This is a genomic window from uncultured Campylobacter sp. (genome assembly GCF_937959485.1).
Classification (GTDB): Bacteria; Campylobacterota; Campylobacteria; order Campylobacterales; family Campylobacteraceae; genus Campylobacter_B.
This window is the reverse complement of the sequence record NZ_CALGPY010000003.1, coordinates 19,753-32,783: the sequence shown is the minus strand read 5'-3', so window position 1 is coordinate 32,783 and position 13,031 is coordinate 19,753. Positions and strand designations below refer to the sequence as shown.

The following is a 13,031-nucleotide window of genomic DNA, read 5'->3' as shown; positions in this document are numbered from 1 at the left end:
CCGTTTTAAATATTTCAAAACAAAGGAAAATCATACAACAAACCAAATTACAAGGCGTAAGCGTCGGCTTTTCGGGTAACGAGCTTAAGCTGGGAGATAAGGCGCCCGAGCTCAGCCTAGTCGCGGCCGATCTTAGCGAGGTCAAAGTCGGCGGCGGCACGGGTAAGGCGCAGGCTATTATCGCCGTGCCGTCCCTGGATACGGACGTGTGCGCGACCGAGACGCGCAAATTTAACGAGCGCGCCGCGAGTATAAAAAATACCGAGGTTTTCGTGATCTCGATGGATCTGCCGTTTGCCGCGGGCAGGTTCTGCTCGACCGAGGGGATCAAAAATTTACGCGCCCTAAGCGACTTTCGCGATAAGGAGTTTGCGCGCGCATACGGCGTGCTGGTCGCGGACGGCGCGCTTGCGGGGCTAACGTGCCGCGCGGTTTTCGTCGTGGACACCGCAGGCAAGATCGCCTACAAGCAGATCACGGACGACATAGTAGATGAACCCGATTACGACGCGGCGCTCAATGCAGCGGCGTTTGCGAGCGGAAGCGTTGCGACGCAGAGCTGATGCAATTTCTAGGTCTGCGGTGCAGACATCTGCTCGCTTAAATTTAGCGGGCTTAAAATACGCGGACGGGCGCCTTGCCCGCCCGCAACTTTAAATTCTAAAATTCCACGGCGCTCTGAAATTTAGCAGGCCGCGTCTGAAATTTCAGCGGATCTGCGCCCGTGATCCACCTTGCGCAGTTTACAAGAAAAATTTTAAAATTTTAATCCCCAATTGATTCATAAATTCTCACATTCGGTATGTTTTTAGATCCGTCGGCAAATATTTTGGATTTAGAAAAAACAGCGTGCGATCGGGTTTTAAATTTTAAATTCCGATCTTATGCTTGCAGTTGTGGGTGCGACGACGCAAAAATAGTTTCTAAATTTGAGTACAAAGAAGGAGTGTAAGCGGCGGTGCCGCGGAGCTAACAAGGCGCGGATGAAATTTGCGGGCGGAGAGTGTATGTAAATACGCAACCGAGCAAATTTTAGACGCAACGACGTATAGCAAAGAGAAAAAACGCGGGAATTAAGGCGAACTATTTTTCGCTTAAACGAGGCGAAATTTAATTTTTAAGCGCAGGCTGGTTTAAATTTGAGTTAAAGAATACAAGAGCGGCAGTATCGCGAGATGGATTTAAATGTTGTGCAGAAATTTTAAGTCAAGATAAGGCATATAGCCTATCGCGGACTTAAAATTTCAAACTCATTTAAAGACGCTCGCGAGACAACGCGCAGTGTTTTTTCTTTAGACGAGGCGGAAATGAGCCGAATGAAGGAGCGTATATATAATACGTGACTGAAATTCGGCAAAATTTCTAACGACGTATAAAGAAAAAAGGGTCGCTAGGTATTCAAGTCCGGATAATCCCATGCATTATATTCATCCGTCAGATTATCATTTTCCGCTCCATTGCAGCACAGCCACTCTAGCCCGCCGCGTCTCTCCATCACGACCTCTTCGTCGAGTCTCGCGCAGTCTGAGCCATGCACGCGGGCATTGACGCACGCCCAGTGGTAGCGGTAGATGAGGTCAAGCGCCTGCAGGATTTCATCCGTATCTCGTAGCTTTACGCGCGCCGAAAAATCGCCGCCGCTAAAGGTGTCCATCGCAAAGGCGCAGTCGCAGATTTCGCTCGGAAATCTTAGCTCCTCCACGAGCCCCATGGCCCACATCAGCGCCCACAGCGACTCGTATTTCCAGCCCATATTTATGGCCTCGTCGCGACTTGCCTCGCCCTGCGTGACGCGGCGCTCCATGCGCGTGAGCTTGTCTATGCAGCCGTAGCGGTTCGTAAGAAAGCCCTGCGCGCCCTGCTTACCCTCATCCGCGAGCTTGCCCTCGTCTCTGATCGAGCAGGCGCACATTATCGCCGCGTACGAGCAGATCGCGCGAGCGATGACTTCGTCCTTTTCGCGCGGGGTGACCTCGTCCGTCTCGTACCGCAGCGGCAGATGATCGATATACGGCACGCCTTGGGATTTTAAAATTTCGATGCTTATATCCTTGCGCTCCTGAGCGGTCTTGCCGATCTTTGCGGCGTTTGCGATATTTTTGCCGCCTTTTTTGAAAAAATCTGAAAACGCCATGAGTTCTCCTTAAAATTTTAAACGCATTTTAAAACAATCGCGCAAAATTTCAGCTTACGGCGACGACGCGGATTTTTAAATTTAAGCTCAAATCTAAGCTTTGCAAATCGGATGGAAATTCTGCGCCTCGTCTTGCTAATTTGTACGGCGCCGCTCAGGCTCGCCCGCGCCCGTAACGAGCCGATCAAGAGGATTGTTCATGCCGCTAAATTTAAAGCCGCTGCTTTGAAAAATTTTAGCGGCGAATTTTATAAGCTAACGATTTTGCTAAATTTCGGAGGCAAATTTTATTAAATTCACGCGCGCCGTTTAGAGTTAAAATTCTACGCCGCAAGCCCTTGAGGCCGCATAAATTCAGACCACATAAATTTAAAGTCGCGTTAAAATTTAGACCCGCCGCTCGCATTGCCTGTTTTTAAAATTTGTTGATGCCGCCTAGCTTGGGCGCCGCCCTTTGCTCGCGCTATCGATGCCGCCCGTTTACGGCGTCGTAATATTCGGCAGTTTGTCGTTGTTCAGATCAAATTTCAAAATTTTACCGTCCACGCAGCGCTTCGCGTAAAAATAATCTTTGCAAAAAGAAGCGCCGCAGCGAAGCCCGCGACCGATCGCTTCGTCGTTTTTGAGTTTGTTTTTGATCGCGGAGAAAATTTTCTGAATAGCCGCGCCCGGATTTTTTGCGACGAGTCGCAGCGCGATCATCTCTATAGCTTCTTGCGTCTCTGCTCGCCCATGCCTTCTATGATGCTTCGATACATATCGTCGTAAAATATCTTTGCGGGCAATTCAGGCTCTTGCGGCGGTTCGGACGAGATAAAAAATTTGAAACTTTGCCCCCGATCGCTTAAGTTTCGGCGGCCGCCCGCATCGATTTTTATGGCACTATAAGCGCCGCCGCTTTTTTGCACATATACCGTCCCGCCGCAGCCGGCAAGGATGTCCGCGATATACGGAATAAGATCGCCGAGCGGCATAAGAAAGTGGACGCGGGGCATTTTATATGCGTTTTAAATTTTACTCTTTATGGCTTCAGGGGTCGCGCGCCGCTTTAAATCGATGCTTATCTTTTAATCGCGCGTCCGCATAAGCAAAGCGCGCTTTGTCGCGTAAATTTAAAAGCGGCGCCCGAATTTAGCCGAGCGCCGCAATTAAAATTTAGCCGATTAGTGCATTCAAACTAGCGGTGCCGTCTGGCACCTCTTGGTTAAATTTAAGCGGGTGCGATCAATACTTAAACGAGCTGCCCGGCTCGATCAACTTAACCTTTTGTTTATAATTCATCTTTAGTACCGCAGCAGGTCCAAGCACGGTCGCCTTCTCGCCTTCAAGCCAAAACGCCGTACCCTCCGGCATCGCATAAACGGTCGATTTTTGATTGGCGATCAAAAATTCCTCCAGCCTCTCCTCTCTGCTCTCGCCGTTGTGCCCCGCAGGCTTGCCCGAGATGAAGTGCGGATTGATCTGGTACGGGAAAATATTGAAGGTATTAAACGACTCAGGCTCGATGATCGGCATATCGTTCGTCGTCATCATCGTAGCGCCCGCGACATTCGAGCCCGCGCTCCAGCCGATATACGGCGTGCCGTCCTCGACCATTTTGCTAATCAGAGCGATGAGCTCGTTTTCATACATATCGTGCACGAGCTTGAAGGTGTTGCCGCCGCCTACGAATATGCAATCCGCGCTCGCGACTTCCTTCGCGGCGTTTTTAGCGTGATGGACGCCGACGATGTTTAAGTTTAAGCTCGCAAGCGCCTCTTTGACGCGCTTTTCATATTCGTCGTAGCTTCTGCGTAGGCTCGCGTAAGGGATGAAAACGATCTTTTTGCCCGCGAGATTGTTTTCCTGCGCAAATTTACCGATCCACGCCACCGCGTGCGATAGATACTTCGTGTCCTTGTAGCCCGAGCTTGAGAGCAGTAGCGCTCTTTGCTTGCTATGATCGCGCTTAGAGAGCTTAAATGCCTTTTCGCTCGCAGCTAGTTCGCTCGTGCTGAGCATCGCAGCGCCCGCCGCCAAAGCGGCTACCTTTAGTAGGTCTCGTCTTTGATTTTGCATCTTTTCTCCTTTAAATCAAAGTTGATATCTGTTTTGAAATTATATTCCTTTACATATAAAGAGGGGCTGAATATTCGGTTTAAATTTCGCTTGCGCGCAGGCCTCGGTAGGGTAAAATTTTAAAACTACCAAATTTTGAAATTAGGCGAGGCGCCGCGTCGCAAAATTTAAAAGCGCGGCTAAATTTAATGAAATTCATGGCGCCGACACGAGGTTAAATTTAGTGAAATTTCGCCTAAATTTAAACGCGAAAGAGTATAATCGCGCCATGGTTTTGACGCAAAATTTGATCTATGAAATTTTACCTTTGTCGAGGAAATCCCCGCGGGCAAGGTGGCATCATACGGACAGATCGCGCGCCTGATCGGGCTGCCCGCTCACTCACGGCTCGTGGGGCGCGTGCTCTCGCAAGCAGAGCTCTACGGCGACTACCCGTGCCACCGCGCCCTTTATCACGCAGGCGCCTTGGCGGCGAGCTTTGCGGCTCAGCGTGAACTGCTAGAGGCCGAAGGCGTGGAATTTAGAGGCGAGCGCGCCCGTATGAAAAAGCACCGCTGGGAGTGCTAAGGCCTAATCGCCGCAGACTGAAGCACGGAATTTGCGGATCGTTTGAAGCGCGAAATTTTGAATTGTCCGCGACATGGAATTTTAATTTATAAAATTTTTAGATCCGCGCAGGTTTAAGCGGCGGTAGCGGCAGCGCTACCGATCGCTAAGAGCCTGCGAGCTTTATTTGCTTATAGATGCGGCGCAAATCATCATGCGCGAAAAGATAGAATTTTATCTTTTTTACGCGGCGGCTTAAACACCGCACTAAGCGGCTCCTTGGCAATCAATCCCGCCGCAGTTTTACGAAGCAGATGCGACGCCGCCTATTAGTTTTTTCGCTGCAGGCTTTCGCGCCCGTTTCGGCACCGCTTATAGATTTTGATTATCGCAAATTTTGCAGCGGCCGATCTGTCCGTCCTCGGCACGTTAAAATTTTAAATCGATGCGGCTTCTGCGGGAAGCGGAGAAAAAGGGGCGAAATTTTAAAATTTGTTCAATCCGCTCTATGAGTGCATCGGTGCGGGACGTTTTGCGGTGCGCCGATTTGAGTTTCGCACGGGGCTCCGTTTCGACGGCGTAGCTAGGCTCATTTAGCGATACGGCTCGCAACGCTTATCGTCCTTTTGGCGGCAGGCCCCATCTTGCGCGGCTTTGCTATCCGGCTAGCTTTTTTTTGGGCATTGAGCGCGCTATCAGCCGCTTAAATTGCATTCTTACGGCGCGGTGCTATTTGGGGGCGTGAAAAGCTCTCGCATATCGACGCCCCCTGGCTGCAGCAGCTTTATTTTCCTATCGATACCGCCTGCGTAGCCCGTGAGGCTGCCGTGCGTGCCTACGACGCGGTGGCAGGGGATGATGATCGAGATTTCGTTGTGCCCTACGGCGCCGCCCACGGCTTGCGTGGGTATCTTCGCTAGCCCGCGTGCTGCGGCGATTTCGCGCGCGATCTGCCCGTAGGTCGTGGTCCGTCCGTAAGGAATTTTAAGCAAAATTTCCCACACGGCGCGCCTAAATGCCGAGCCCACAGGATTTAGAGCGGGCGTAAAACCCGGCCCGCGTCCGCTAAAATACAGATCGAGCCAGCGCCTAGTTTGATCGAAAACGGCTAGGTTTTTTCCTCGAAGTATCCGCTTTGCTCGTTTTGCTCGTTCGTGCAGAATTTTCCGCTCGCGCCTTGCACCGAAAGATTGGTGGCGCGAGGTTTTTTGCCCGTGTCTTTAACTGCAAAATCGCGCGTGAAGAATTTTTCGCTCTCTATAAGTGTGTGTGCGCAGAATTTTACGTCCGCGCTGTTCGCCGCTTCTGCCGCAATATCGCTCTTTTTGCTCTTTTTCAGCGCCGCAAAATCGCGCTGTGTTTCGCTCGCGGCGTGCCGCTCTTTTGCGAGCAGATCGGCGCCGTTACGCTTTTTATCCGCACCGCTTTTCGTTTCTAGCGCGCCGCCTCTCTCGTAGCAACCCTCTCTCGCAGCGGCATCTGTTTTTGCCGCAATATCACGCGTGCAGAATTTGTCGTTTTCTCTGCCTGTCGCGAGAGCGTGCGCGTAGTATTTCTCGCCCTCGAACCACAGCCCGCAAAGCCCCACCTCATCGCCCGCGAGCGTGATTTTACCAAGCGGCGAGTCGTAATATGCGATAAATTTCATCGTTGCTCCTATTTTGCGATTAAATTTAGGCGCCGCAAATAGCGCTTAAATTTCCCAAATTTCTAAAATTTGCGGACAGATTTTAGCTACGCTTTGCTTAAACTCCGCCTTTTGCGCGCTACTCGGGTTGCCAAGGGCTTCAAATTTGCAAAAAAGCTCCGCGATCTTTAACCAGCCCGCAAGATTTAGATCGAATTTTTTCAAATTTACCTCGGACAAAAACTCCAGATCATGGTCGTAAAACGCGATCTCGCCGCTAGAGCTTAGCAGCCAAAGATCGCCGCTGCCGCCGTCTGCAAAGATACAAAACTCGCGCAGCAGCCCGCTATCGCCCTCAAAAGAAAATTTCGCCGCATCGTTGCAGAGCGCGATCTCGTGCTCTTTAAGCACTCTAAAATCGCCTGCAATCTCCCTGCCGAAGTATTTGCCTAGGGAATTTTTCAGCTCGTTTTTGTTCAAATTTTATCCTCCGCTTTAGTTACGCTTTTTGGCATAAAGCATAAAAAAGCCGACCATCGCCGCGAAGATCACGCTCATCGCAAGCGTCACGATGAGCGTTCCGTGCTGCGAGCCGCTTAAAAACAGCCCCGTCGTGTTCATCCCAAAAAAGCTCGTGATGAAATTTAGCGGCAGCAGCAGCGACGAGATGATCGTGAGAATGTAGATGTTGCGGCTGATCTTGTCGTTTTTGAGGCCTTGGATGAATTGATAGATATCCTCGATCCTGACGGCGTATTCGCTCATCACGCCCTTGAAAACGCCCGCTTCGTAGGTGTAGTTTTTCAGCCGCTTTTTAAGCGCCGGCTGCTCGTTTCCGCAGATGAGCAGCGCCTCGTAAAAATGCGAAATTTTGTTTTGAAATTTGCGGATTTCGTATTTTAGGATCGAGTGCTTTTTCATAAATTTTGAAAAATCGCCGCGGCGCGTGTAGATTTTTTCGTAATTTTCAAGCTCTGCGGAGTGCTCTAAAATTTTATCGCGGTACTGCGCGAGGATCTTTTTAACGATCGCGAAAAACTCCGCTTCGCTGCTGGGCCGCACCTCGCCGTCCGCGTCATCTTGCGAATAGATCGCGCCCGCGTCGAAAATAAAGCGGTAGTTTTGCTCGCGCGGTGCGTCCGTCACGAAGTACACATACTCGCGATCCTCGGCGTAGTAGTAGCCCGAAACGCTGCGCTTTTCGGTAATAGGGTTCAATGAGACCTCCTTATTTAATCGTTTTAAATTTACGGAATTTCAGAATTTTGCTTAAATTTACGGAATTTTGAAATTCCGCTGCCATTTAAATTTTATCGTATTTGGAATTTCAAAATTCTTTTGCGCTTGGAATTTTAAAATTTTAAGCACGAAAGAATTTTATCATTGGTGAGATTTTATGCGACGCAGTCGCAATTTAAATTTAACGCGGACGCAGTCCGCACCGCTAGCGTCGCGCGGGTGGGGGTTGGTAAGGGGGCGGGCGCGCCTCGCAACTCTGAGCGCCGCCCCCTTACGAATATCGCACATAATGTACCCAAGCGCTAGGCTATATCATAAAATTTTGTAAAAATTTACAAAATAAAATTTCATTCCTAAATTCACAGCTCGCGAAATTCACGCCGTGATTTCTATTTTTTTGGGGCGGGAAGGGGAGCGACCTCGCAATTCAAGCCCCCTTCCCGCCCCAAACCCCACCTATCCCCCGACGACGCTTTATAAGGGGCGAGCTGCGCTCGCGCTAATTTTTATGTCGCGGCTACGCCGCATGAAATTTATTACGAAGTCCCGCCGAAATTTTAGCACAAAGTCCATCACAAACTCTTGTGTGGAAACATATTAAAATTGCATGGCGAAGTCCGTTTGTGTCGCGTGATCGTAACGTGCGCTAAATTTTAGAATTTCAATCCGAGCCCTCCATATTTCAAATTTAAAACGTGGACTAAATTTAAAATTTAAAGCCGAGGACAAATTTTAAAATTCCGCGGTGAAATTCTACGTTAAAAGCACCCGTACTTTTGCAAAACCTCGGCGAAGGCATAGATGAAATAGGGCGAATTTCGCATCGTTTGTTCTCGCGTCTGAAGCGAAAAGGTCTTTGAGCTAGAGCCTAAAGCGAGACGACCTTTGAGCCGAAACCACCTTCTGCGGGTGTGCCGTCGCGAAAGCCCTTGACGCTAGGGTGCGTTTTTAAAAACTCCTTTACCGCGAACGCGAGCTTGCCCGTACCGATGCCGTGCTTTACGATGATCTCATCAAAGCCCATCACGAGGCTCTGGCTGATGAATTTATCAAGCCTGCTGATCGCTTCCTCGGCGCGCAGGCCGTGCAGATCGAGCACGAGCGACGCGGAGGCGGGCTTTTGCACCTTGATGCTGATGTTTTTTGCGGGAGCGGGCGCTGCACCGCTGTGCTTTAGCTCGCCAAGCGGCACGCGCAGCCTGATACCGTCGCTTAGCATCAGCGCCTGGGTTTTACTGAGCGATAAAATTTCGCCCTTGATCTTGCCGTATTTTACGCGATCGCCCGCTTTAAAGCTTTGCGGCTCGGGCGCGCTGAGTTCAGGCTGCTGCACGGCTCGTGCGAGCTCGTTTGCGCGGTTTATGGCGCGCTGCTTTTCGCGCACGTCGCTTAGGCTCACGCTGCGTTTGGCCTCCGAAATGGCGCGGTAGTATTCGTTTTGTAGCCTTGAAAGCTCCGCCTTCAGCTCGCTTTGCGCGCGCTCGCGTTGATCTTTTAGCGCTTCGCTCAGCGCATCCAGCTTCTCCTCTTTTTGCTGCGTTTGGGCTAGTTTTTGTTTTAGCTCAAGCTCTAAATTTATCGCTTTTGAGATCGCTTCGTTTAAGTTCTCTTTGTTTTCGCCGTAGTTTTTGCGCGCCGCGGCGATCAAATTTTGCGCTATGCCGTAGCGCAGCGCGGTTTCAAAGGCGTAAGATTTGCCGATCGTGCCCTTTAAAAACTCATATTTCGGCGCGCTGTTTTTCTCGTCGTAAAGCGCCGCCAGCAGCTCTACGCGCGGATCCTTTGCAAGCAGCATCGCCAGGCGCTTGTGATGCGTGGTGATGATCATTTTCACATCGCCGCTTATCAGCTGCTCGATCATCGCGCCGTATAGGCTCGCAGCCTCCTCAAAATCGGTACCAAGCTCGATCTCATCGACGCCGATTAGAATCTCTTTGCGCCCGAACAGCTTGCTAAAGGCAACCATCCTGCCCGCGAAGGTCGAGATGTCGTTTTTGGAGTTTTGCGGATCCTCCATTATGAGCTCGAACTCTTTAAAGGTGCCGATGCGGCTGAGGCTTGCGCGAATAGGCATCGGAAGGAGGTATTTAGCTAGCAGCGCCGCGCTTAGAATGCTTTTTAAAAGCATCGATTTTCCGCCCGCATTCACGCCGGTGATGAGTAGAATTTTGCCGCTAAATTCCACGCTCACGCGCTTTGGATTTTTAAGCGCGGGGTGGGCGAAGCTGTCTAGGACGATGTCGCGCGAGGGCTCAGGTAGGACGAACTCATAATCGCTCGCTCTTGCCATCGCGGCGCGCGCAATTAGCGCATCGATCGCGTCGAAGGCGGCGTTTATAAATTTTAAAAAAGCTAAATTCTTATTGAAAACGGCGCTTATCTGCTTGCAGTGCTCGAATACGATCTGCTCTTTTTTATCCAAAATCGCGCTTTGAGCGGACTTCAGAGCCGCGATCGCGTCGGGAAGCACATAAAAATAGCCTCCGCTTGAGCGCGCTACGACGCTGCCTTTTAGCACGTGGTTGAAGCCGCCGCGCACCAGCAGAGCCTCGGTGTCGCTTATGTAGTGGATCTGCGTGTCAGCGAGATAGGGCGAAAGGGCTTTGGAGTAGATCAGCCTTTTTAGCGTCTGCTCGATCTCACCTTTTTTTATCTTAAACGCCTCGTTCAGCGCGCCGAAGCGCTCGTCTATCGTGTCGCGAAAACCGCCCTGATCGTCGAAATAATCCTTTAATTGCGCGATAGACTCAGGGATCTCGATCTTTGCAAGCCAAGCGGCGAGTTTGCCTTCGAAGGGCTGCTTTTTGAGATACAGAAAATATCGGACGATCTTACTAAACTCGTAAATTTCGCTGATATGTAGCACGCCGTGCTTTGAGATGCGCATCAGCGCGTCGTCTAGGTTTGCGACGCTCTCGCACTGCGCGAGATCAAATTTCGTAAGCTCTGAAATTTTTTCAAAATTCAGCTTACTATCGCCGCTTAAAAACAGCGGCTTTTCGCGCGCCAAAAAGCTTTTAAATTTGGCTAGATACTCGTCCAGATCGAGGCGCGTAAAGAGCTCGTCACTGATCATAAACGCACTCTTTGATCTTGTAGGTTTTGCCCTTAAACTCCGCGCCCGCGCTTTTTTTGGCGATGAAAGCGCCCATCGAAAAGGAGTAGGTGAAATTTTCTCGTGTTACGATCTGCGCGGAGCCCTGCTCTTTGTCTGCGGCGAAATTTTGCGTGGCTTTAGAATTTTGAGCGGAGCCTTGCATGGAATTTTGCTCAGCTGCGTTAAAATTCTGCGCAGAGCCTTGGGGATCGGAGGTTTGCATGTCGCCTTGGTGCGCGGAATTTTGTGAAGCGGAGTTTCGCATACTTTCTTGGCTCGCGGAATTTTGTGGCATGCGGTTCTGCGTATCGTTCTGCTGCGTAGAATTTTGCGAAGCTACGTCTAAATTTTGAGTAGAATTTTGAGATTTAAAATTTTGTCCAGGCTCTGCGGAATTCTGCAAAGTAGGGCTTTGTGCGGAATTTTGTCCGTCCGAGACAGCGCTGCTAGTTTGCGGGGAATAGTTTTGCTCAGCGGAAGCCTGCTCGTTCGTTTGTGCGGTGGAGCTTTGCGCGGCGGAAGCGGTCTTGTCCTGCGCGCTTAAATTTACTTCGTCCTCTTGCGCGCCAAAATTTTTCGCATCCGCGCCGTATTTTTCGGGAGAGGAATTTGCCGCGCCGCGTGTTTCAGAAGCGAAATTTATCGCGCCGCCGCATCTTAATCTGGCGCCTGCATTAAATTTAAACACCATCTCCTCCTCAAGCTTGGCGGAGCGCTCACTCGCGCTTTCGTAAAGATACGCCCCCGCGCACAGCATCACGATCAGCATCGTAGCGATGATTTTAGCTCTTTTGCTTAAAATTTCGTCCCGCACGAAAAAGATCGCTGCGATAAATAAAAACGCGAAAATAAACACCAAAAATCTCAAATTTTATCCTTGCCCGCCCGTAGCGGAGTTTGTCTTATAAATTCGGCGAGAGTTTTCAAGCCTAAAATTCTCCGCGCAGCTGATAGGTGATGTCGCCCGCGCCAAATCCGATCACGAGCCCGTCGTTTATGATGTGGCGGACGCCGAAAATATCGCTAAATTCTATCCGCTCGCCGTTTCTAAAGACCCTCTCGGTAAAAAGTGCCCCGAGCCCCTTAAATTCCTCTTTCAGATCGATGCCGTTACTAGGCTCGCCAGCGGCGTAAACGGGCAGTACGACTAACTCCTCCACGCCCGCAAAGCACTCTTTAAAGGCGTTTAAATTCGCCTTAAGCCTGCTGAAACGGTGCGGCTGAAAGATCGCCGTGATCTTGCTAAGCCCTAGCAGGCTAGCATATTCGCGCGCGCTTTGCAGCGTCGCTCTGATCTCGGTGGGGTGGTGGCCGTAGTCGTCGATGAGCACGAAGTTCGGGGTGGCGCACAGGATGTCGAAGCGCTTTTTGATCCCTTTGTAATTTAGTAAATTTTTGCGGATCTGTTCTAACCCCGTCTCGCACGCCGCGGTTAGGATCGCTAGCGACGCATCGATCGCGATGTGCCTTCCGAGCCCGTAAACCTCGAAGCGTCCGAGCTCTTTAAGATTAAAACTCATAAACGGCTGATGATCGCGCAGCAGCACCTTCAGATCCGTTATGTCGCGCGAAGGAAAGAGCTTGATACAGCCGAGCTTTATCGAGTTTAAAAACTCATCCTCGGCGTTTATCACGCGGATCTTGGCGCGCTCCAAAAAGCCGCGATACGCCGCGTGAAATTTATCCAAATCGTTGTCGTAATGATCCATATGCTCGGGCTCGGCGTTGGTCACGACTGCGACGTAAGGGTTGGAATTTAAAAAGCTCGAATCGCTCTCGTCGGCTTCAAAGATGATGTTTTCGCTGTTTTCATATTTCATATTCGAGCCGAACTGCTTGGAGATCGCGCCGATGATAACCGAGCCGTCTATCAGCGCCGAGGTTATCGCGCTTGTAGTGCTTTTGCCGTGCGCGCCGGCGACTGCGAAGACGCGCTTGTCTTTTAGCACGAAGGGCAGGGCCTCCTTGCGCGAGAGGCAGACGATCCCCTTTTTGCGTGCGGCTTGCAGCTCGACATTGTCCTCTTTGATCGCGGCGGAGTAGATGACGATCTCCTGATCTTTGATCGCCGAAGCGTCGTGCGGAGTGATGATCTCCATGCCGTCCGCTCTTAGCTTATAGGTCGTCTCACTCTCTTTGATATCAGAGCCTGAAATGATAAAATTTTTCTCGTGTAAAAATCTCGCTAATGCCGATATTCCTATGCCGCCGATGCCGATAAAATGAACCTTTTTCACTTTTGTCCTTAAATAATATAATAGATAATTACGTTTAAATTTTTAAATCCCGCGCCGGCGAAATTTAAAAATTTAAACCATTCCGCGCCTAGA

At 50.4% G+C, this 13,031-nt stretch carries 13 protein-coding genes; 2 read left to right on the top strand and 11 right to left on the bottom strand.

Annotation, left to right across the window (positions count from 1 at the left end):
* Positions 1 to 32: 32 nt before the first annotated feature.
* Complete coding sequence (tpx, locus tag Q0380_RS00535) at positions 33 to 563, top strand: thiol peroxidase (RefSeq protein ID WP_298958901.1); 531 nt, start codon at positions 33 to 35, stop codon at positions 561 to 563.
* 827 nt (positions 564 to 1,390) lie between these two features.
* On the opposite strand, the gene Q0380_RS00530 is transcribed toward tpx, so the two are convergent.
* The 4 genes from Q0380_RS00530 to pepE form a co-directional block, all read right to left on the bottom strand.
* Entirely contained in the window at positions 1,391 to 2,134 is a 744-nt protein-coding gene (locus Q0380_RS00530; protein ID WP_298958850.1) for a DUF4272 domain-containing protein, read from the bottom strand.
* A 480-nt stretch (positions 2,135 to 2,614) separates the two neighbouring features.
* Positions 2,615 to 2,836 carry a hypothetical protein gene (locus Q0380_RS00525; protein WP_298958847.1) on the bottom strand — a complete coding sequence of 74 codons (222 nt, stop codon included), beginning with the start codon at positions 2,834 to 2,836 and terminating at the stop codon, positions 2,615 to 2,617.
* 2 nt (positions 2,837 to 2,838) lie between these two features.
* A complete protein-coding gene (locus tag Q0380_RS00520) occupies positions 2,839 to 3,129 on the bottom strand; it encodes a hypothetical protein (RefSeq protein ID WP_298958844.1) in 291 nt (96 codons plus the stop codon).
* Between the two features lie 229 nt (positions 3,130 to 3,358).
* Complete coding sequence (pepE, locus tag Q0380_RS00515) at positions 3,359 to 4,192, bottom strand: dipeptidase PepE (protein ID WP_298958842.1); 834 nt, start codon at positions 4,190 to 4,192, stop codon at positions 3,359 to 3,361.
* 333 nt (positions 4,193 to 4,525) lie between these two features.
* Between pepE and Q0380_RS00510 the strand changes: the two genes are divergently transcribed.
* Positions 4,526 to 4,759 (top strand): MGMT family protein, encoded by a 234-nt coding sequence (locus Q0380_RS00510; RefSeq protein ID WP_298958840.1) that lies wholly within the window; start codon positions 4,526 to 4,528, stop codon positions 4,757 to 4,759.
* A gap of 695 nt (positions 4,760 to 5,454) precedes the next feature.
* Here Q0380_RS00510 and Q0380_RS00505 read toward each other — a convergent pair.
* From Q0380_RS00505 to murC, 7 genes are all read right to left on the bottom strand, one after another.
* Positions 5,455 to 5,742: an MGMT family protein gene (locus Q0380_RS00505; RefSeq protein WP_298958837.1), complete on the bottom strand. Its 288-nt coding sequence runs from the start codon at positions 5,740 to 5,742 to the stop codon at positions 5,455 to 5,457.
* Between the two features lie 104 nt (positions 5,743 to 5,846).
* Positions 5,847 to 6,386, bottom strand: a complete 540-nt coding sequence (locus Q0380_RS00500; protein WP_298958835.1) for a hypothetical protein — start codon at positions 6,384 to 6,386, stop codon at positions 5,847 to 5,849.
* A gap of 45 nt (positions 6,387 to 6,431) precedes the next feature.
* Positions 6,432 to 6,845, bottom strand: coding sequence for a hypothetical protein (locus Q0380_RS00495; RefSeq protein ID WP_298958832.1), 414 nt, complete (start codon positions 6,843 to 6,845; stop codon positions 6,432 to 6,434).
* Positions 6,846 to 6,860: 15 nt separating this feature from the next.
* Positions 6,861 to 7,583 carry a CorA family divalent cation transporter gene (locus Q0380_RS00490; RefSeq protein ID WP_298958829.1) on the bottom strand — a complete coding sequence of 241 codons (723 nt, stop codon included), beginning with the start codon at positions 7,581 to 7,583 and terminating at the stop codon, positions 6,861 to 6,863.
* 889 nt (positions 7,584 to 8,472) lie between these two features.
* The gene (locus tag Q0380_RS00485; RefSeq protein WP_298958827.1) at positions 8,473 to 10,680 is read right to left on the bottom strand and encodes an endonuclease MutS2; all 2,208 of its coding nucleotides are present in this window, start codon (positions 10,678 to 10,680) and stop codon (positions 8,473 to 8,475) included.
* Complete coding sequence (locus tag Q0380_RS00480; protein WP_298958825.1) at positions 10,670 to 11,569, bottom strand: hypothetical protein; 900 nt, start codon at positions 11,567 to 11,569, stop codon at positions 10,670 to 10,672. The genes Q0380_RS00485 and Q0380_RS00480 overlap by 11 nt, the downstream gene beginning before the upstream one ends.
* A gap of 61 nt (positions 11,570 to 11,630) precedes the next feature.
* Positions 11,631 to 12,938 (bottom strand): UDP-N-acetylmuramate--L-alanine ligase, encoded by a 1,308-nt coding sequence (murC, locus tag Q0380_RS00475; RefSeq protein WP_298958823.1) that lies wholly within the window; start codon positions 12,936 to 12,938, stop codon positions 11,631 to 11,633.
* Positions 12,939 to 13,031: the final 93 nt, after the last annotated feature.